The sequence below is a fragment of the Paenibacillus sp. M2 genome, assembly GCF_046713495.1.
Classification (GTDB): domain Bacteria; phylum Bacillota; class Bacilli; order Paenibacillales; family Paenibacillaceae; genus Paenibacillus; species Paenibacillus amylolyticus_B.
The window spans coordinates 1,091,428-1,111,855 of the sequence record NZ_CP169648.1 but is presented as its reverse complement, the minus strand read 5'-3'; the positions used below and the strand labels follow the sequence as shown (position 1 = coordinate 1,111,855).

At 45.4% G+C, this 20,428-nt stretch carries 17 protein-coding genes; 8 read left to right on the top strand and 9 right to left on the bottom strand.

Annotated features, from left to right (window positions below; all coding sequences use genetic code 11):
* Positions 1-127: 127 nt before the first annotated feature.
* Positions 128-1,414, bottom strand: coding sequence for an extracellular solute-binding protein (locus ACETMN_RS05050; RefSeq protein WP_411735846.1), 1,287 nt, complete (start codon positions 1,412-1,414; stop codon positions 128-130).
* 445 nt (positions 1,415-1,859) lie between these two features.
* Between ACETMN_RS05050 and ACETMN_RS05045 the strand changes: the two genes are divergently transcribed.
* Positions 1,860-2,894 carry a LacI family DNA-binding transcriptional regulator gene (locus tag ACETMN_RS05045; RefSeq protein ID WP_091015894.1) on the top strand — a complete coding sequence of 345 codons (1,035 nt, stop codon included), beginning with the start codon at positions 1,860-1,862 and terminating at the stop codon, positions 2,892-2,894.
* Between the two features lie 168 nt (positions 2,895-3,062).
* Here ACETMN_RS05045 and ACETMN_RS05040 read toward each other — a convergent pair whose 3' ends face one another.
* Positions 3,063-3,821, bottom strand: coding sequence for an SDR family oxidoreductase (locus ACETMN_RS05040; RefSeq protein WP_074093664.1), 759 nt, complete (start codon positions 3,819-3,821; stop codon positions 3,063-3,065).
* Between the two features lie 192 nt (positions 3,822-4,013).
* Between ACETMN_RS05040 and ACETMN_RS05035 the strand changes: the two genes are divergently transcribed.
* On the top strand, positions 4,014-4,613 hold the full coding sequence (locus ACETMN_RS05035; protein ID WP_091015896.1) for a TetR/AcrR family transcriptional regulator: 600 nt from the start codon (positions 4,014-4,016) through the stop codon (positions 4,611-4,613).
* Positions 4,614-4,731: 118 nt separating this feature from the next.
* Positions 4,732-5,355 (top strand): hypothetical protein, encoded by a 624-nt coding sequence (locus ACETMN_RS05030; RefSeq protein ID WP_091015897.1) that lies wholly within the window; start codon positions 4,732-4,734, stop codon positions 5,353-5,355.
* A 124-nt stretch (positions 5,356-5,479) separates the two neighbouring features.
* Here the strand turns inward: ACETMN_RS05030 and ACETMN_RS05025 are convergent, their stop codons facing one another.
* The 5 genes from ACETMN_RS05025 to ACETMN_RS05005 all read right to left on the bottom strand — a co-directional run bounded on the left by ACETMN_RS05025 (position 5,480) and on the right by ACETMN_RS05005 (position 12,436).
* Positions 5,480-6,619 carry a toxic anion resistance protein gene (locus ACETMN_RS05025; RefSeq protein WP_091015899.1) on the bottom strand — a complete coding sequence of 380 codons (1,140 nt, stop codon included), beginning with the start codon at positions 6,617-6,619 and terminating at the stop codon, positions 5,480-5,482.
* A 19-nt stretch (positions 6,620-6,638) separates the two neighbouring features.
* Positions 6,639-8,327 carry a VWA domain-containing protein gene (locus ACETMN_RS05020; RefSeq protein WP_411735845.1) on the bottom strand — a complete coding sequence of 563 codons (1,689 nt, stop codon included), beginning with the start codon at positions 8,325-8,327 and terminating at the stop codon, positions 6,639-6,641.
* Positions 8,328-8,339: 12 nt separating this feature from the next.
* A complete protein-coding gene (locus tag ACETMN_RS05015; protein ID WP_091016231.1) occupies positions 8,340-9,071 on the bottom strand; it encodes a hypothetical protein in 732 nt (243 codons plus the stop codon).
* Positions 9,072-9,465: 394 nt separating this feature from the next.
* A complete protein-coding gene (locus ACETMN_RS05010; RefSeq protein ID WP_411735844.1) occupies positions 9,466-10,032 on the bottom strand; it encodes a Uma2 family endonuclease in 567 nt (188 codons plus the stop codon).
* An 82-nt stretch (positions 10,033-10,114) separates the two neighbouring features.
* On the bottom strand, positions 10,115-12,436 hold the full coding sequence (locus tag ACETMN_RS05005) for a beta-L-arabinofuranosidase domain-containing protein (protein ID WP_105601014.1): 2,322 nt from the start codon (positions 12,434-12,436) through the stop codon (positions 10,115-10,117).
* 408 nt (positions 12,437-12,844) lie between these two features.
* Here ACETMN_RS05005 and ACETMN_RS05000 point away from each other — a divergent pair, with 408 nt between their 5' ends.
* A complete protein-coding gene (locus ACETMN_RS05000; RefSeq protein WP_105601015.1) occupies positions 12,845-13,609 on the top strand; it encodes a helix-turn-helix transcriptional regulator in 765 nt (254 codons plus the stop codon).
* A 129-nt stretch (positions 13,610-13,738) separates the two neighbouring features.
* On the top strand, positions 13,739-14,251 hold the full coding sequence (locus ACETMN_RS04995) for a GNAT family N-acetyltransferase (RefSeq protein WP_411735843.1): 513 nt from the start codon (positions 13,739-13,741) through the stop codon (positions 14,249-14,251).
* Positions 14,252-14,440: 189 nt separating this feature from the next.
* On the opposite strand, the gene ACETMN_RS04990 is transcribed toward ACETMN_RS04995, so the two are convergent.
* On the bottom strand, positions 14,441-15,484 hold the full coding sequence (locus ACETMN_RS04990) for a 2,3-butanediol dehydrogenase (protein ID WP_091015908.1): 1,044 nt from the start codon (positions 15,482-15,484) through the stop codon (positions 14,441-14,443).
* A 116-nt stretch (positions 15,485-15,600) separates the two neighbouring features.
* On the opposite strand from ACETMN_RS04990, the gene ACETMN_RS04985 reads away from it, so the two are divergent.
* Positions 15,601-16,512 (top strand): LysR family transcriptional regulator, encoded by a 912-nt coding sequence (locus tag ACETMN_RS04985; RefSeq protein ID WP_091015910.1) that lies wholly within the window; start codon positions 15,601-15,603, stop codon positions 16,510-16,512.
* A 114-nt stretch (positions 16,513-16,626) separates the two neighbouring features.
* Here ACETMN_RS04985 and ACETMN_RS04980 read toward each other — a convergent pair whose 3' ends face one another.
* On the bottom strand, positions 16,627-18,381 hold the full coding sequence (locus ACETMN_RS04980) for a methyl-accepting chemotaxis protein (protein WP_091015912.1): 1,755 nt from the start codon (positions 18,379-18,381) through the stop codon (positions 16,627-16,629).
* A gap of 371 nt (positions 18,382-18,752) precedes the next feature.
* On the opposite strand from ACETMN_RS04980, the gene ACETMN_RS04975 reads away from it, so the two are divergent.
* Both ACETMN_RS04975 and ACETMN_RS04970 read left to right on the top strand, forming a co-directional pair.
* Complete coding sequence (locus ACETMN_RS04975; RefSeq protein ID WP_091015914.1) at positions 18,753-19,382, top strand: TetR/AcrR family transcriptional regulator; 630 nt, start codon at positions 18,753-18,755, stop codon at positions 19,380-19,382.
* Positions 19,379-20,353 (top strand): alpha/beta hydrolase, encoded by a 975-nt coding sequence (locus ACETMN_RS04970; RefSeq protein WP_091015915.1) that lies wholly within the window; start codon positions 19,379-19,381, stop codon positions 20,351-20,353. Before ACETMN_RS04975 ends, ACETMN_RS04970 begins: the two co-directional genes overlap by 4 nt.
* Positions 20,354-20,428: the final 75 nt, after the last annotated feature.

Here is a 20,428-nt window from a genome sequence, read left to right as displayed (position 1 = left end):
AGTAGCCTTCTTTCAGAAAGCTTGTAGTTTCACTTCTTCAGCTTCCTTCTGCCCTCTCCTTTTTTGTGTAAATATGAAGTTCAATCTATACAATTCTTATGCATATCTTCGCATTCGTCGTTTGTCCCTATTGGACAGTAGCAAGGCTTTCCTGGATCTGTTTCACGGCATTGTCCAGCGATGCCTTCACGTCCTTATCGGTATCCCATATATCCGTAATGGCAGACGTGATCGGTCCCCATACGCTGTCCATGGCAGGAAGCGAAGGCATTGGTGTCGAGTTGTTGAACTGTTCCAAAAACGCCTTATTGATCGGGTCCTCCTGCACCTTCGAATCAGCAGCCACGTTTTTGTTCGCAGGGAGTGTACCGTTCAGATCAAAGTTCTCCATCTGAGCCTCTTCATTGGAAAGGAACGCTGCCAAAAGCTTCGATGCATTCGGGTATTGTGTAAATGCATTTACATAATAGGCTTTAACACCTGAGAAGGAGGTCATCGGTTTGCCATCAATTGCCGGAAGCGGAGCAACGCCAAAATCAATACCTGCATTGCGATAATCGGCAATGGTCCACGGACCGTTAATGTCCATAGCCAGCTTACCGCTGGAGAATAATCCTTTTTTGATATCATAGTTCACGTCACCCATCTTGAGCGGCAATACTTCCGACTTCAGCTTCTGCAAGAACTGTCCACCCTTCAGGGCTCCTTCGTTATTCAGACCGAGATCCGCGCTATCCATCCCGTTGTCCCCAAAAATATAACCGCCCTGTGAAGCCAGGAATGCATAGTTATAGTAAAATTGCTGCAATTCCCACATCAGCGCATATTGATTGGATTTAAAGTTATTGAACGTCTTGGCGAAGCTGATAATCTCATCAAAGTTTTTCGGAGCTTCTGGATACAATGCTTTGTTGTAAAAGAGAGCATAGGTCTCCACGCTGTACGGATAGCCGTACAAGATATCCTTGAACGTCACCGCCTTCAGTGCGTTGTCGCTGGTGTTCTCTACGGTCTCTGCTTCGAATATGTCATTGGGTAGAATAAGTCCCGCCTCTGAAGCGCTACCAATCTTATCATGAGGGAAAACGACGACATCTGCTGCGAGACCCGCCGGGCCATCCGTCGTTAGTTTGGTTACCTGATCGGTTGGAGGTAATTCCTCCATTTTGACCGTTACCCCATACTTCTCTTCGAATTTTTTGGCTCTTTGCTCAATAAAACTGCTTTGATTTTTGTCCTCCCAGATCACCAGCGTTGCCCCTTCTTCCGGTTGAAGGTTCTCGGCTGTCAGCTCTACCACTTCCTCCGGATTCTCACCTGCCGTAGTTGGAGATGGACTTCCGCCTCCAGCCCCGCACGCAGCCAGTGTAAAAGCCATCATGACGGACAATGTTGCCCCTTGCCATTTTCTCATCTAAAATGTCCCCTTCCCTCTGCTTGGTCCAACAATGTTCGCGCTTTTCACCCTTTTGTCTACGTATGTTGTCAGGTTTTGCATTCCATGTTCACTTTTGTACAAACGTTTGCTCAAATGGAAGACAAGATGACTCCTCCGTTCAATATGTAGGGGTAAACTAGTCAAGAAGTATATAAATCCACAGATGTAAGCGCTACAATAACAATCACATCATACAATACTGTACTTTCTTTGCACAAACGTTTGCACAAGCCATATTTGCTCAATTTTAACCAATTTACCTCTTTTACCTACAGTAATTTCCTGTTTCCTTGTTCAGACTCTTTCTTCCTTTATTTTACTTCCTGTGCATCTCATATTTGGCAGTTAGCAATTGATTTATCGTATCCTTTGGATTACCATAGGAGGATATTTATACGATTGTTCAGAAGGGATTTTTTACATGATTACGATCAAGGATATTGCCAAATTGGCGGGTGTTTCCCCTTCTACAGTGTCACGGGTGATTTCAAACCATCCCAGAATCAGCACCAAGACGTCTCTCAAAGTGAAGCAAATCATGAAGGAATTAAACTACCATCCCAACATCATGGCGAAGAGCCTGGTTTCCAAGACAACACATACTCTTGGCATTATGCTTCCACGTCCTGCTGAAGAATTGTTCCAGAATTACTTTTTCGGGGAACTGCTGCGAGGTATTATTACACATGCCACGCGTATGAATTATGAATTGCTGCTAACTACTGAAACTTCATCAGACAATGAACTGCACGCGATATCCCGCCTTGTTCATGGTCGTAGAGTGGATGGCATTCTGTTGCTTGGGTCCAAACGAGACGATCCCATCATCACATTTTTGGAAGCGGAAAAGTTTCCTTTTGTGTTAATCGGTCGCAGTGAAGCTCATCCCAATGCCCCCATGGTGGATAACGATAATGTACAGACTGCTTATGATGCGACACATCATCTGATCGCCCAAGGGCATACGCGAATCGGATTTGTCAGCGGCCCACCGGACATTACGTTATCGCATGATCGCATGTTAGGATACCAAAAGGCGCTTGCCCAAGCTGGGCTGGATGCCGATAGTGACTGGATTGTGGAAGGCGAATTTCTACAGGAAAGTGGATTCAGGGCGATGTCGCTGTTCATGTCCTTGCCAAACAGACCCACCGCAATCGTTGTCATTGATGACAATGTGGCCTTTGGGGTACTGAGAGCTCTTGCCGAGCTTCATTATCTGGTGCCTGAGGATATCAGCGTGGTCAGTTTTAACAATATTGCTCTATCGGAGCTGGCTTCACCACCATTAAGTTCTATAGACATTGGAACCTATCAGCTGGGCTATACAGCCGTTCAGGTATTGTTGAAAATTCTAAGCGGGGAACCACAGCCTCATAATCCGGTCATTATTCCCCATCGTCTGATCGTGCGCGAATCCTCACTCTTTTCCAAACCAAAACCACCCTCAAAGTGATTCATTTCGAGCATCCGTGTAGTAATGCAAACGTTTGTCCTATACGGGATATGGCGCTATGGTCCACCGTTTACGGAGTAACACAAAAAAAGAAGCCGCATATGGTTATGCGGCTTCCTGACTGTTCGCACTATTTCGTTGCTCCATGCTCGACTGCTCTTGAATGGATTAATAAGAGCTCCAGCCTGCATCAGCTGTAACAACGGTTCCGTTCACGAAGCTGGACTCGTCCGATCCGAGGAACAAGGCCACCTTGGCGATCTCTTCACTCGTCCCAATGCGTGGGTTGATTGCCATGCCCAGCTGTTGCCGCCCTGCACCGTATGGGCTAATACCAGCCATGGATGCGCTGATGTTGGTTGCCACGGCACCTGGAGCGATCGCATTACAACGAATGCCTTGCTCAGCATACATATACCCTGTATTTTTGGTGAAGCCCACGACCGCATGTTTGGACGCCGTATAGGCTGCTCCTGCACGTCCGCCGTGCAATCCACCTGCCGAAGCAATGTTCACGATGACGCCTTTTTGTTTTTCCAGGAAGATCGGCAATACTTTCCGTGTTGTCCGCATCACACTGGTTGTGTTCACAGCGAACAATCTCTCCCACTTCTCATCCGTTATATCCGCTGCTGGCTCCATGCCATCCATAATGCCCGCGTTGTTAATCAGAATATCTACTGTACCGTATGTGCTCACCGTTGTATCAATCAGATTCTGCACATCTTCTTCTTTGGCTACATTGGCCAGAACCACAATCGCTTCCCCGCCCTGTGCCTTAATATCATTCACTACCGCCTGTGCGGATTCCTCGTTAATATCCGATACAACTACTTTCGCACCCTCTTGGGCGTACAACGTGGCGATCGCTTTCCCCATACCTGAACCAGCACCTGTAACAACTGCCACTTTATCTTGAAGTTTCATTCCATGTATCCTCCTTTGTGTATTCGTTTACAATAAGTTAACAAACAAATGTTCATTAACTCTTATCCTTAGTATAATAAGTCATAGCGTTTCACTTCAATCAGTAAAAGCTTGTCCAGTTGTACGTTAAACAACACTACTAAGCCCAAATGTTCTTTAATTAATAAATTGAACTCGCGAGGAGGAAAATAGATGTCTGAAACCCCAAATTCGATGGACCGAAGAATCAAGAAATCAAAAGCTGCGCTGAAGGATGCCCTCATCCATTTGATGCAAAAACATCCCTTTAAAGAAATATCCATTACGGATATTGTCCAGCGCGCCGACCTGAATCGAGGTACATTTTACAGACATTATCAGTACAAGGAAGACCTGTTCAATGAGATCATCAATGATGTGATTCAGGATCTGGTGACTTCTTTTCGCAAACCCTATCAAGGGTTGAAAGAGTTCGAGGTTGGTCTGATGCCCTCTTCGGCCATCACTATATTTGAACATGTGCACCAGCATGCACAATTCTACACACTGGTTGTGAAATCGGAGGCCTCCTCCAATTTTCAGCGTATGATCTGCGATGTTCTTCGAGATCTTTCCTTACAGGATCTGAACCAAATCTTCCCGCAGCACATTAACCCTGAACTGCTGGCAAGTTACCAGTCTCATGCGATATTTGGCATGATCATGGAGTGGATCAGACAGGATTTCAAGCACAGCCCCGCCTACATGGCCGAGGAATTGTTCAAGATCATTCATTACAGGCCCGACAATGTCGTGTTAAAAGATGATTATTGAGGGGGATTTTGAAAAAAAATCGGCAACTCTATTTTATGTAAATGTATTCCTGTAATTTCTGGTAATGATATGTTAGGTTATCCATTGGAATACAAACAAAAGGAGGATGACAATACATTTGAAGAAGTCGTGGATTATATCATTGATTACCAGTTTTGTTTTGCTTGGAGGAGTTCTTTTCTCTCCAGCCGCTTCTGCTGATGCAGCCAAAGTAGCAACCTCTACATATTCAGATTCAGATCAGAGTTATAGTGAAAACGAAGATAATTTGAACAAAGAACTTATGGACGAATTAGAATTAGATGATGCAGAACAGGAGCTCACTAAAGATCAAAAGGATTTCGAAAAATACCTCGAACAAATATCTCGCCTTGTACCTTATGAGAATAAAGCAATCGACACATTGGGTAGTGTGGGAGGTGAGGTGAGTTCAACCAATCGCAAGTCCATGTACCTCAAACTTACGAATACGGTGATCCCTAATTATACAAAAACGGTATCCATGTTAAAACAAATCAAACCTTCTAATCCTGAACTTAAGAAAATACATGCCTATTATGTCAAGGGAAGCTACCTTCAGCTGGAAGGATACTTGTTGTACAAACAAGCCGTTTCTAAAAACAAAGTGAATTCCAAGATACTGCAACAAGGTCGTGCCAAAGTACGTGCGGCTGGAGTTCTCCTCGACCAATACGAGCAACAGATATACCCTTATGCACGGAATATCGGGTATCTACATTAGTACCAATCTTCATAGAAGCCCAAAAAGCGACCATTCCCCATGCTTAATGAGGAATGATCGCTTTTTCTAATTATACAAATGATAGCCATCTAACAAGTGACATTGTATTTCTCTCTCTTCTGACTTACAGCCCCAGCTTCTGCCCTTTCTCCAAACGCTGAATCTGCTGCTCTCCGGTATCCGCAAGTTCACGGAACTGGTTAATCGTCTCGCGCATTCTTGGCAGGGCTTCCTGCTTATAAAGACTAATCGAATCGAGTGCTGACAACACATCGGTGAACGCCTGTTTCATCGTATCCACGGAGATGCTGGCTTCATATGCCTGCTTTTGGATGGCAATTCCCTGATCTTTGAGCATTTTGGATGTACCCGCGATCAGATCGTTGGTTGTCTGGTTCAACAATTCAATCTTCTGCAATACAATCTTCTGGTTATACAAAGCACTCGCTACAGTAACGGCAATTTTCAGTGCCGAGATCGTTACATTCTTGGCCCGGTCTACCCCTCGGATTAGCTCCTTGTTGTTACGGATGACCACTTCAATCGCCATGATACCCTGCTGGTTCACGACCAGCATTTGTTGCAGGTCCATGACCCGCTGACGGAGCGGAAACAACACTTCTTCCGTAATAAAGCGAACTTTTTCGGGGTCCTCATTGCGGACCTTGGCGGCTTCAATCTGCGCGTCGATGGACTCATCCATGAGCACACCAAGCTGAATCTCCTTTTGCAGTCGTTTGGTGAGTTCTCTCAGGTTTTGTTGTTCGATCTCCAGCGTTGTATTATCATTACGCAGGGTGGACCTGCCTTTATCCAAAGAGGTTACGATGTCAGCGATGACTGCGTCAGCCTTCTGGTATTTCAGGAAATAGGCGCGAAGCGGATTGAATAATTTCCCGAGGAAGCCGGTCTTGGCGAAATCAACCACACTTGGGTCGAGATCCTTCAGTTGCATATGCAGCTCGGTCAAACCTTTGGCGACCTGACCGCCCTCGTCTCCCGTCTTGGACAGATGTCCAACGGAGACTTGAAGCAAGGCGTTTTTCTCGGAAGAGGATCTCATCGTGTTCATACCAAAGCCGTCAATGGATTGCAGAATCTCTTTGCGTTTTTCCAGGGATTCGAGATCCAGTGTCATAATCATCTCTACGTTGGCATCGGCCACTTGTTGAAGCTCCGCGACCTCGGCGGGCACGGGTTTCACCTCTTCTTCAATCACCTTCTGAATTTCCTTGTGGCTCGGTATTTCCATTGAAAATGACATCTATAGTTCCCCCTTTAGATTACATCTGTACGTTAAACAGGTTACCGATCTTGTACACGACATCATCGGTATCGGCATTGATGCTTGCCGCTTCGTTAATGCTGGAGATGCTCTCCAGAGCCTTAATGTCCGCGTTGTATCCAATCGTATAGATCGGCACTTGGTACGTCTCGACCAGATCCCGAATATCCTTCAGGGTGTGACCTTCATTGGTCTCGCCATCACTCAGCACAAAGATTAACGGCTTCACGTTTGGATTAGCAGCCATGTAATCTTCCAGCATCTTCATCGCTACCACGATCCCGTCAAAGGTCGCCGTCCCTCCGCCAGCTTGCAGACTATCCACTGTTCCGACAAACATGGACTGCTGGTTCGTATCATACTTGGCAATGGGCAGATTCACGGTTACCCCACTGGAGTAAGAAACCAAGCCAATACTGTTGTCTGTACCCAGGTACTTCTGACCTTTGCGCAGGGACTCCTTCAGTCGGTTAAGCGGTTCGCCGTCCATGCTTCCGGATACATCCGTCACGAACACAGCGGCAATCGGTTTACTGCCGTTTTTCTTTTCTTTCCATACTTTCTGTGCAGACAACAACGTGCCACCATCCACAGTGGCCAGTTCGGATTTGTAATCCTGCAACCCGTTGAAACCAAACTCTTCCGCTGATTGTTGGTACTTCGCCTGGGTTACGAATTCCGCAAACTTCTGGATAATCTCCTGTTTGTTCTGCGGCAATTGCCCCAATGCATACAGCGGACTGTCATGTCTCACGCCAAAAGGTGTAAAGACGTAACCACTCTTCAGATCGGCGGTATTCACATACGTCTGGTATTCGAGTACAAAGGCATCCAGTCGGCCTGACTTGGCCGCTTCCCGCATCTGAATGGTTGTCGAGGCCGTAAACGGTACATTCGTCTGGAATTTCTCAAATCCCTCAATCGCTTTCTCTCCCAGCGGATTGGCGCTATCATACGTATTCAGTGCAGTCACCAGAAAGTTCAGTCCTGTGGAGCTGGCAAATGGATCGGTATATCCCATCGCGAGTTCATTGTTGGCAATCGCCTCGGTTACGGTTTTTACATTAACGGAGCCATAGGTATCAACCAGTGCATCATACTTGGCTTTGGAGATGACAATACCAGGGACATTCCCAACCAATCGCTTGGAGACCATCTCTGTCTTCACCCCACTGGCCTCAACCATCTCGCCCCACAGTTCATTGGAAGGTGTAAATGCATCCGGTATATACTTGCCCGACTTGATATAATCGGTAGCCGTTCCGGAGGCAATGTTGCGGATTTTGACGGATACCTGTTTCCCGCCAACGGTAATATTTGCTTTGTTGAACTCCTCACCCACCTCGGTTAACCAACCGTCTACCCCGCTGCCCGACTTCTCTGGGGAAGAGAAGATTTCGACGTAATCATTCGTTGTATTCTCTACGGCAATTGCGAATTTGGAGATATCCGGCAGAGATTCTGCTACATCGACCGGATCGAGATCTATCTGTCCTTTGACCGGCTCCGCCGTCGCTGGTGCAATGTCCGCGTACAGTTTACCCAGTTCCTTACCTGCGTTCTCTGTGCTCACCTGTGTGGTCGACTTGCCAAAGTTCGATGTTAATGTTATTCCTGCATAGACCAGACCGAATACGAGTACCAGCATTACAATCGATATGAAAAAAAACTTTCCCTTCTTGGCCATACGAGCAACCCCTCACTGTCTGTATAATTTGGTGTGCTTGATTAACTGATCAATCTCCTGCATACAAGGCATCTGTTCAATATCTCCGGCTTCAAAGCTGTCGAGGCGTGAAATCTCCAATAACAACTGATCCAGCTTGAGCAAAATTTCCTCATTAGTGTGTAATGCATTCTTCACATAAGACAGATAATCGTTGTATACCTTGGTTTTTTCCTGAAAAAGTTTTTGGGGAAGGTTTGAGGATTTGGATTTCATCATGTTGGCATAGTCGGCTTCATCAAATACATTCAACCGGTTCAGCACACTGCGAATGTTGAGATATAGCAACTTCTCCACTTCCAGCGTGACCGATGCGAATTTTTTGTAGCTTAGTTCCCCCGGATCAAACCGCTGATGAAGCACATTCAGGAGTGTTTCTTTCTTCTTTTTCATCCGGCTAAGTTGAGACAGCCCCAGTGTAATATCCTCTTCGAGGACTTTGATGCGTCTATAAAAAGATAAAGCTTCCACATAATCTTCATGTGTTTCGATATGCTTCACGGGCAGAACTATCGGTTGCCTCAACAACAAGGTGTAACTACCATATAAAAGTGCCATTGCACTGCCGAACAACAGGGTAACGGATAGCGCAGTTGTGAATGCACCCTCCCCGAAATTCAGCCCGATAAAGCCGGGTGAGAATGCCAGAACATTCACAGCCACAATACCGAGGATTAATCCCAATAATTTTATGTACTTGATCATGTTCAATCATCCGACCTCCTTTCATGTTATATATTGGTGCCTCATGTCGTAATTTTCCTGATCAACTTCTTCTTATTGTACATGATGTTAACGCTCTCAGGTGGATAACATTGGATATTCGAATACTCATAATATACGTGGTTTGGGCTTATCCCATTTCATATTTTCAGGGACAACGTGGAACTAGGCAGGAAATTTGGTGGTCAATCCGTAGAAGTACGTCTTTTCAAACAGCAGATTGTGGAGAAGAAATGTTATCAGGTAATACGTGGAAAATAGCTATGCGTGTCATTTTTTATATAAGACTTGTCTGAAAAATAGTACTGCAAAAAGGACGAATCGGAAATCATCCGGTTTCGTCCCTTATGCGTTGGTTCACTTTTTTTAGTTTCCACTACCTGAGCTTGAACAACGAATCCAGCGTAATGTGTAATTCAGGATACAAGACAGATATAATCGTTTCCTGCTCTGTATACAGATGACGGGTCTGGTAACTGCCATCCTCCAACGTGTACACATGGACGGTTTGATTCCCGGGGTCAACAATCCAGTATTCGTTCACGCCGTATTTCTGATACAAGTTAAATTTTTCGTTAAAATCCTTTAGCGCAGTCGAAGGCGATAACACCTCGATAATTAAAGAAGGTGCACCGTTACAGCCATTCTTAGATATCTGGTCTTTGGAGCAAACCACCGATAAATCAGGCTGTACAACTTGATCTGGCAGGTCATATTGTTCATTTTCGCTAAAATACACATCAAAAGGGGCAACAAACACGAAACATTTCCGATTCTGAAAAAAAGTCCGCAAAGAGAAGTGCAGCTCACCCACAATAAACTGGTGCAATGAAGTGGGTGCTGGAGACATATTAAAAGCTTTGCCGTTAATTAATTCCCATGCCCCCTCCCAAGTTAACCAATCCTGAAAGTTATAAGTACCTTTATTATCGGGTTTTGCCACACTTCCAACCTCCTCTTTCACCTAACCGTAATTTATTTTCATTATAACATTGTGTTTGCGCCTTTTCACACCATGCCTCTTATTACGCAAAGAGAGATTCCGGTTTGCTTCGTGTAGTACGTACCTCTACGACTTTCCCGGCACAGCCATTGTCGCCCTTCGCCTGGAACATGACCTTAACGCTGTCTTTACCTGATGTTACGCTCTCAGGAATATCATATGTCACATAGAACACGTCGCCAATCTTGTTCATATGAATTCGCTGCTCTCCAATGAGTGTTCCATCCACGGTAATGGTGAATTGTCTCTCATATAACGTACCTTCCCGCTCAAACGGGGAATGATCTCCACCCCAATAGGCCACACATAAATAATTGGTTGCGGCGTGGTCCACTGCCAGTTGATAACTGAAGTAAGCTCCACTGATGCCAAAAGCCTCTCGCCACATATGCAACTTCTTACGGCCATCTGTGGTTGAACCGTTGTGATGCTCCCCACGGCAGTTGCTATCAAGTTGATGTCCAATCTCATCCTGCTGACCGTCAGCCTGAACCCTGTCGATCGTGATATCGTTCAACTCTTTCTCGAGCGCATCACCTTCATCGTTAAACGGCCAATACACGGTATAAAATTCATGATGCACATCATAGAACGGAATGAGTTTCACGGCTTCGCCTGTGGAAGTGACATCCTTGCTAAGTTCGAATGTTAACGTGTCTGCATCTACAACCTTGATCCACTCTTGTACATCCTCCTGCTCCGTCCAGATCACAGGTACGGGTGCGGTCTTGGGATTCAGTGCTGTTTCATCCACAATCGTATCCTCTGGAAGACCCTCGTTTCCTAGTGCACCGGCGAGTACAATCGGGCCGTACAGGAATGCCACCTTGTGGGCATCATCCCGGGAGGTGTACTGGCGAAGTGACATCGGCAGGGTGATTGTGATGACATCGCCCGCAGACCAGATGCGGTCGATGGACAGATAGCCGGGTTCCATCCGTGTATACGGATGTTCCGTATCCCCGTTAACCGTTGCCGTCATTGGCTCTTGCAGCCATGAGGGTACGCGTAATCTTAGATGAGCCGAGGCGCTGCCTCCGGTGATCGTCAGGGTCACCTTTTCCGAATAAGGAAAGTCGGTTTCAAGCTTCAGGGATAATCCCTGTGACGCCCAATCCAGTTGGGAAGCGATATACAGGTTGACGTACAGGTCTTGTTCATTCTCAAAATAGATGGCCTCGGCATATTTGCCCGGGTTCTCCATGCCTGATCCTGTGCAGCACCACCAAGCAGTATCGTGAGTACCATAGATTTTGTAGTGGCCTTGCAGCGTTGATGCAAAATATGTTTTGTTCCCCGTATCGGGGTCCTGCGTGCCGAGGATATGATTATAGATGGCGTTTTCATAATAGTCCATGTAGGCACTATCGTGATTCCAGGCGAAGAGTTGCTTCGTTAGATGCAACATGTTGTGAGTACAACAGCTCTCTCCTGTTTTGATCCCGAGACTCTCCATGCCCTTTGCTTCGTAATGCTCCGAAATGCTCGTCGCACCAAATACATAAGAACGATGATGCACCGTGGTGTTCCAGAAAAACTCTGCCGCTGTCCGGTAACTCTCATGGGTATGATCCTGATTGTAGATTTCGGCAGCACCGATCACTTTGGGAATCTGAGTATTGGCGTGTCTGCCTTGAAGATCGTCCTGCTTGTGTTCCAAGGGTCTCAGGATCAATTGATGGGTAAACTTGTTGGCGATCTCAAGGTATAAGGCTTTGCCCGTGATCCCATACAAGTGTGCAAATACTTCATTCATGCCCCCGTGTTCACTTTGAAGCATCGTCTGCATCTGTTCTTCTGTCATCGGGAGCAAACCTTCTACCGCCCAGTCTGCAAATCGAGTAACTACATCAAGTGCCTGTCCGTTACCAGTGAGTTTGTACGCATCAATCAGGCCGCGATAGATTTTGTGCACACTGTACCAGGGAACCCAGTATTCACCGATGTTGAACCCACCGATATTCTCTGCTCGAAAAGCCATGTGGAAAGGTTCTTCGGACAAACCACCGATATACCCGCTCCCCGTGGTCTGTTGGATTCTCGCCAGTTCGGTGACAGCATAATCCAGTCTTTCTTTTAACGTGATATTCCCGGTTGCCTGATACGTCACAGCCAGGGCAGACAGATAATGTCCGAGGGAATGTCCGCTGATGGTACGTGCCTCCCAACCCGCGTAACGTTCTTTTCGGGCAGGTAAACCATGAGCTTCGAAGCATGGAGCCAGGAATCGATCAATATCCAGCGATAACAGGTAACGCTCCCCCACCTCTTGTGATGTTTGGAACACTCCATTTAACAGATCTACATGTTCCGGTCCCAGAAATCCTTTTTTCGTATCAATCATGACACTCACTCCTTCTCGGGATGTAATAGATAAGTTGAACTAAAGATTATTTACACTGACACTACGATGACAGAATAACCTTCCAATCGCTGTTATCCCCAGATTTTTTTGATCCCCTTTCTCAAGGGAAATCCAGGGATCGCGTATGCTTCCGATGCAGCTTTCTTTCAGAAAGCTTTTAGGCGAACGCTCCGCTTTTTCAGGTTTTTTCTGTCCTCTCCGTTATCATGTAAATGCTTAGTTCAACTTATATAGATATCCATTCATTCTTAAGGGGTAAAATCCGTGTTCTGTTCCATATGTCCAATACTCAACAATCCACTTCAGAGCTTGAATATCCCCATATTATCAAATAAAATATAATTACATCAGACTCATAATCCAAGAAAAGGTGGATAAATCCGTCCTATGCAAAAGCCACTGGAACATTACCTGTGCGGCAAGTTCATATCCGAAGGCAACTGGAGCCACATGAGACGCAGCATGCCTGTGCATGAGATCATTTTGATGCTGGAAGGTGAGATGTACATCGCGGAAGAAGAGGAACAATATGTAGTTCGTGCCAACGATCTGTTGTTTCTGCGCGCGGGTCGCACCCACTATGGCTACCAAATCAGCGACGCCCCCGTCAGCTTCTACTGGGTTCACTATGATGCCATGTTGGCAGATTTCAACCAGTTTAGGACACATGCCACCATTCAGGTACCTTCCATGGCCAATCAGTTGTTTAAGCAGCTGCTGCATGTGTCATCCTTCTCACCGGAGGAAGCCGACGCTGCTTTGTTATTGCTGTTCAGAGAACTGGAGCGGAATATAGAGGCGGATTATCGCCCGCACAATGCAATTGTGGACCATATCTGCAAGTGGGTCGATATTCATCTGCATACAAACATCACGGTGAGTCAGATTGCAGAAAATTTTAATTTTAACAAAGACTATATTTCCAAAATGGTGAAGCGCGAGAAAGGTACTGGACTCAAAACCTATATCCTCACCGAACGTATTCGCCGGGCGAAACAGCTGCTGCTGAACACCAATGCCAGTGTAAAAGAAATTGCCGGACAGTGCGGCTTCTCCGACTACAAACTATTCCTGCGCATGTTCAAGCAATACGAAGGCAATACGCCAACCGAATATCGCAATCATCTGTATTCCACACAGCTCAATCGCTGATATGCTTTGATCTATAGAAATGACTGAGTTTACTATAGAATATTTGAATCAATCGGATTGAATCCGTTATGGTAAAATGCAAGAAAACGATATTCCATACTTAACCCATAAGAGAAGGGGAATTATTAGATGACAACGGCTGCCGTTACGATTCATCCTGCCACAGAAACGGACCATCCAGAGATTGTAGATATCCTTATTGCAAGTTACGCCGAGTATCGGGAGACTTTTGAGCAAAATGAACGCTGGGAGGCCTACCTAAAAGATATTCGAGAGTCTGTGGTTAATCCGTACCTGACACAATTATGGATCGCCAAGATTGATGATCAGATTGTCGGTACAGTCCAATTATTCGAAACAGCGCGCAAGGCTTATCCAGACTTTGAATTACCAATCGATTATCCGTTTATTCGGCTATTAGGTGTTGATCCCAAATGGAGAGGTCATGGAATCGCCAGAGAATTGCTCCAACAATGCGTGGAATCTGCCAAGGACATGGGCAAAAATACGGTGTATTTATATACGGGCGGTCAGATGGTCAATGCCATCCGTTTATATGAGCGTTTCGGATTCTATGAGGATGAGGAATTCAGCTCCGAGAGTAGCGGGGGTAAGGCGATCTGTTACCGTTATGATTCCTAGTGTTAGGTATTAGCTTAGCGAACCGCGATCAGCAGAATTGATTCATAAAGAGTAGCTAGTGAAAGATGCGTGTTCTACTTGAATAACGCGAAAAAGACCATTCATACGGATGAACGGTCTTTTTCGCGATCTAAAACTTATACTTCAATTACGTTGATATGAAAATCTATCTTCGTTAGCGATCGGTTTTTAGTCGCCAATCTCCACCAAAATCTTCGCATGGCTCTTGTCGGTCATTAACAGCTCAAGTCCTTCCTGCACGATATCGTCCAGTTTGATTTTCTTGGTGATGACCTGTTTCACATCGAGCGATCCTTCCGCAATCAATGAAATCACTTCAGGGAAAATGTGGCGATAGGCCAGCGTTGCTGTCAGGTTCGCTTCTTTGACCAGAAGATCGAAGAAGTTCACTTGAAGCGGGTTCGGAATTGCTGCGATGACAACAACTTCTCCACCTTTTTTGACAACCGCAATGGCGCTATCCATCGTTGGCTGCACACCCGCTGCTTCATAGGCCACATCAATGCCGCCCGATTGTTGCAAGATCACCTCGGTTGCATTGACTTTGGCACTGTTTACCGGGATCGCTCCCAGCTTGGCTGCCAAGTCCAAACGTTCCTCAAATACATCGACTGCATAGATTTCAGATGCTCCTGCTGCTTTGGCAGACAGAATCGTCAATAATCCAATTGGACCGGCTCCGTATACGGCTACCTTATTCCCCACTTTCAGCTTGCTATGACGAACCGCGTGAAAGGCTACTGCCGTAGGCTCAACGAGCGCGCCTTCTTCAAAAGTTACGTTATCCGGTATGGGATGAACCATGTAGGATTCAACAACAACGTACTCCGCAAAACCACCATCACCATTCAGTCCAACGAATCCAAATTGAGTACACTGGTTATAACGCCCCTGGATACAGTACTCACATGTTCCACAATGGTACAACGGCTCTACCACGACTCGATCCCCTACACTGATACCGCTTACATTACTCCCCAATTCACTCACGGTTCCTGCAAATTCATGACCCAATGTCAGCGGCGCTTTCTGTCCTGAGAGCGGATGATTCTCGCCTTCTTGAATGCCCACACCATGATGATAGGCATGCAAGTCACTGCCGCAGATCCCTGCATATTCCACTTTGATTTTGACCTGACCCGCTTGAGCGACCGGAACCTCCCGTTCTTCCACACGCACGTCTTTATGGGCATACCATACTGCTGCTTTCATGAAGTTCATCCCCTTTATATGATTGTCTATATATTATATCGCTGTTCATGTATTATTCATATTTATAGATACTAATGTTAACATTAGTTGTATTAATGCTAAACGGAGATGAAATCATGAATCTGGAACAGCTCGAATATGTCGTTGAAATTGCAAAAACGCAATCATTCTCCGCCGCCTCGGAGCATCTGCATGTTACACAATCGGCGATCAGCCAATCGGTACATCGTCTGGAAAAAGAATTGGGTATTATCCTGTTCGAACGCTCTCGGCAAGGAACTCATCCCACTCCCGAAGGCAAACAATTCATTGCCAAGGCACTGGACATTTTGCAGCGGATTGATGAATTGAAATCCCTGAACGCAGAAACCTCCTCTCTTAGCGGAGAGCTTCATGTGGCTACTTTTCCAAGTGTCATGCCCTATCTTGTCCAGTCTGCTGCAGATATGAAGCGTGAGCACTCCCAACTTAACATCTCGATTGAAGAGAAAGGGTCCATGGAAATTATCGAGGATATTCGGAGTAACAAAACCCATCTGGGCTTTATCGCGATCTATGCCAAACAATTGCGGGAATTCGATGGACTTCACTTCAGTCCCATGTACTCGGGCAAGCTGGTAGTTGGTACTCATCACCTGTCTGAACTTGCCAAACACAGCCGTGTTTCACCTGATCAATTAAAAGAACACAAGCTGGCACTCTATCGAGATGGTTTCATCGAAGACTTCATCAGGGAATTCACTTATGATCATGGATCTCTGTCCATTCTGTTTAAAACAAATAATTCAGAAGCCATCAACATGGTGTTACGAAACGATATTGCCGCCACGATTGGTCACGACTTTTCCTTTTACCAAAATCCATTATGGAAGGAAGGTCTGGTGAAGATGGTAGAGATCACTGGAATCGATCAACCGAAAATGCAAATTGGCTTCGTACAGACGGAGTCCAAGGAGTCCGCCGTAGCTGCAGAACGATTCGCCCAACGCTTCAGACAGGCGATAGAGCTGGATCATTTAAAAGTTTAAATCTAAAAAAGTGCTCCTCCCTTTGAAGGAAGTTTGGGATGAACACCAACTTCTCCAAGAGCGGAACACTTTTCTGACTACCTCTTGCGTTACTATTACTACACCTTACTCAAACTATACTTTAACTTTGCGTACGGCTTCGCTCATCTCGTTCGTCTGCTGCTCCAGTATGGTGGAGGTCTGCGCCACCCTGTTGAACATGGCCGATTGTTCACGCATTAAGCGATAGATTTCATCCGAATGATCCGATACTCCGGCTGAGATCTGCGAGATCGTATTGACAGAGGCTGCAGCCTCTTCCGAACCTGCCGAGATTTCCTCTGCCGCAGCGGAGACTTCCTGAATGCGACTGGTCACCAGTTGGAACGCATCAACCACATGGGCGAAAGCTTGCTCCGCTTCTGCGGTAATTGTAACCCCTTGTCCAATCTCGGTTGCAGTAACCCCCATCTGTGAGCCAATCTGCTGTGATTCTTGTTGAATACGAAGCAGCAAGTCGGAAATCCGTTCCATGGATGTGCTTGAGGCCTCAGCAAGCTTCCGAACTTCATCCGCCACAACCGCAAAACCTTTGCCATGTTCTCCTGCATGTGCTGCCTCTATGGATGCATTAAGCGCAAGCAGCTTCGTCTGACTCGCAAAATCACGAACCGTGTGCAGGGCACCACCAATTTCCTGGGAGTAGTTGTTCAGCACCTGAACCATCGCTACAACTTCACTTGAGACATGTGAGATGCTCTCCATCTGTGTTTTCATCAGTGTCATGCTCTGTTTACCTGACTCCGCCGTAGAAAGCGCACTTGTTGCCGCATCCGATACAACCATCGAGGATTCGGAGATATCCGTAATACCTTTTGCAATCTCTTCCATCGCATGCGCGCTATCGCTCGCACCCTGCTTCTGCGTATGTGCCCCTTGTCTAATCTGTTCGACAGATTGGTCAACCGTCTTGCCCATCTCAAGCATCTCTTCGGTACTGCGATTAAATTCCTTCGTTGATTCCGATAAAATATTGGTGGTTACCGCCACGCCTTCAACCATGTTACTCACGATCTTGTTCAAGTTGCCGGACATATGTATCATCGCTTGATATGTGGTTCCAATCTCATCTTTGCTTTTCAGACGATACGACGTCAAAATTTTGTTGGCTTCTGCAAGCTCACCCTGTGCCATTTTTTCCACACTCGCCTTAAGCGGTTGAAGTGGCCGCAGTCCCCTCACGATAAACCACATGACAACGGCAATGCCTATAAGTGTAATTAAAAGCAGCAAAGCATAAAAAGGAATACTCGACTTCATAATATCTGACTCAATGCTTCCGATCACCGATACCGCCGTATCGATACCAATGACACCTGTTACAGCGCCGTTACTATCGAGCAAAGGAGCATAAGAGGAAATATAGTCGCCATACTCCTCGTTGTTAATGATTGAAGAACTGGCTGTTTGCCCCTGCAACAGCTTCTGTACAGCCTCCTGAGGGACATCCGTCACTTCATTAATCGGTGAGGCTTTATCTGCATCCTTCATGCCGTCCACCATAATAAGTGGCGTACCTTTGTCATCTATTTTGACGAAATACACATACATGGCCCCGATACTTACGCGAAAATCATCCAGCTCATCACGAATCTTCAAGAACGCGTCATTCTCCTTGGGATTCTTGGCAAACTCGGCATAAGATGCGGTATCCAGCTGATTCACATAACTCTGAGCAATCTGGATATTGTAACTCGATATGGCCTCCTGCGCAGCCAGCTTCATATTGGCCACCTGTAACAGCATGCTGCCAACAGCTATAATCGTCATGGCCAGTGTAACGACTGCAACAATGCGTACAACCAAACGTTTCCTAAAAAAACCGATCATCCGCTCCTCTTCCTCTCCCGTGAACCCAAGCCTTTTTGACTAGGCGATACCCAAAAAACACATGCTTGAAGCACTAAGTATGGGAAAATAGTAAACGAATATGTCGAATTAGGCAAGAAAATATTGGGTTATCATAAAAACGCTATCATGGATGTGGTAGATTTGTTAGCAGAAACTACATCTAGGCATAATTTTAGTTTTTTTCCCAACAGAACCTGCAATATATACCTTTGTCTTGTAACCACTTCTAGTTAAAATCCTTTCAGCAAATGAATGGACAACTTACTATTGCCATAAGGAATTAATTCAGTTATATTATTAATTAATTGATCAGTTAATTAATTAATTGTAATGATGAGAGGAGAATTCATTTGGCCAGACCGGTTAATGAGGAAAAGAGACTCGAGCGGCGTAAACGAATCCTAAAAGAAGCCGTGATCCTGTTTGCCGAAGGCGGATATTCCAATACCACAACGGCTATTATTGCAAAAACTGCAGGAGTAACTTCCGGAACCATCTTTCAATACTTCCCAAGCAAAGAAGCTCTGTTCCATGCCGCTGTACTTGAACCGCTTGATGATATTCAGAAGAAATCACTTGCTTCTCTACAACAAAAAGGAACACCAGGTACGCTGATAAAAAACATGGTAGAAGAACAATTCAGTCATATTTACTTCTATACCAATGAGCTGCGACTTGTTCAATCTGTCTTGGGGCAACGAACCCGATTTCCCGAACTTACACAGAAGGTTCTTGAAAGCATTAAAATAATGACCGATACGATTGAATCTGTCTATACAAAGGGACAAGCCATGGGGGAGTTCAACAAAAACTTCTCTCCAGCGATGATCTCTCGAAGTTATATCTCTTTTTTGAATGGAGTAGCTTTAACTCTCGGAGATGACATCCTTCATCATCCTGAGTGGGAGAATCTGAAGGGACATGCCTTTTATCTGTTTGCACCCATACAACACGAAGAAACACTGGAGGAATCTCAATGAGTCAATCATCTTTACCCCCTGTTCTGACCTTTAAAGGTCGTATGAAGAAACACAAGAAACTATTATGGGGCCTGGGGATAGCACTTGTGCTTATTGTCTCTCTTGTATTCTTTGTATCCTATAAAGTAGTAGACACGTTATTACACCATCCACGAGATACCAATGTCAGCTACGAGTTGAATATGGAGAAAACACCTTACGAAGAAGTCGAATTCAAGAGTATGAAAAATGATAATACGATTCGAGGAACTTTCTTTCCAGCGAGTATATCTTCAGGCACAGCAAGTAACAAAACAATTATTGTCGTGCATGGATATACGAGTAATCGTTTAGTCAAAGGTCGTACTCCCAAGTTGGTAGAACATTTCGTTCCAAAGGGGTATAACGTACTGGCCTTTGATCTCAGCTCACAGGGTAAGTCCGATGGGAATTTGATTACGCTGGGACTACATGAGAAATACGATTTACTTGGGGCTGTAGACTATCTAAAATCCAGAGATCATGCGGGAGACCATATTGGAGTTATCGGCTTCTCTATGGGGGCTGCTACTTCTCTACTGGCCACAAGTGAAAGTGATGATATCCAGGCTGTAATTGCAGATAGTCCATTTCGTAATGCCGGTTTATTTCTGAGAGAGGGCCTGCCATTCTTCTCAGGTTTACCTGCATTCCCTTTCAGTTATACATCGACATGGATGGCGGATTGGGTCTTTAACGTTGATCTCGATTCCGTATCACCCATGGACGCGGTTAAAAAGATGCAAGACAAGCCCGTTATGCTCATTCACGGTACTGGGGATCAGCAAATAAGTTATAAAAATACAGAAAAGATCTATGAGTCCTTAAAAAATAATCCCAATGCAGAAGTATGGTATCCTCAAAATACGGAACACATTGATGCGATTAATCATTATCCTACTGATTATTTCCAAAGAGTAGATCACTTTATGGATAAGTATGTAGGACAATAAATTGAATACCAAAAGACTATTAACACAAAGAACATCCCGGCTCGAATACCACCGCCGGGATGTTCTTTGTTACGT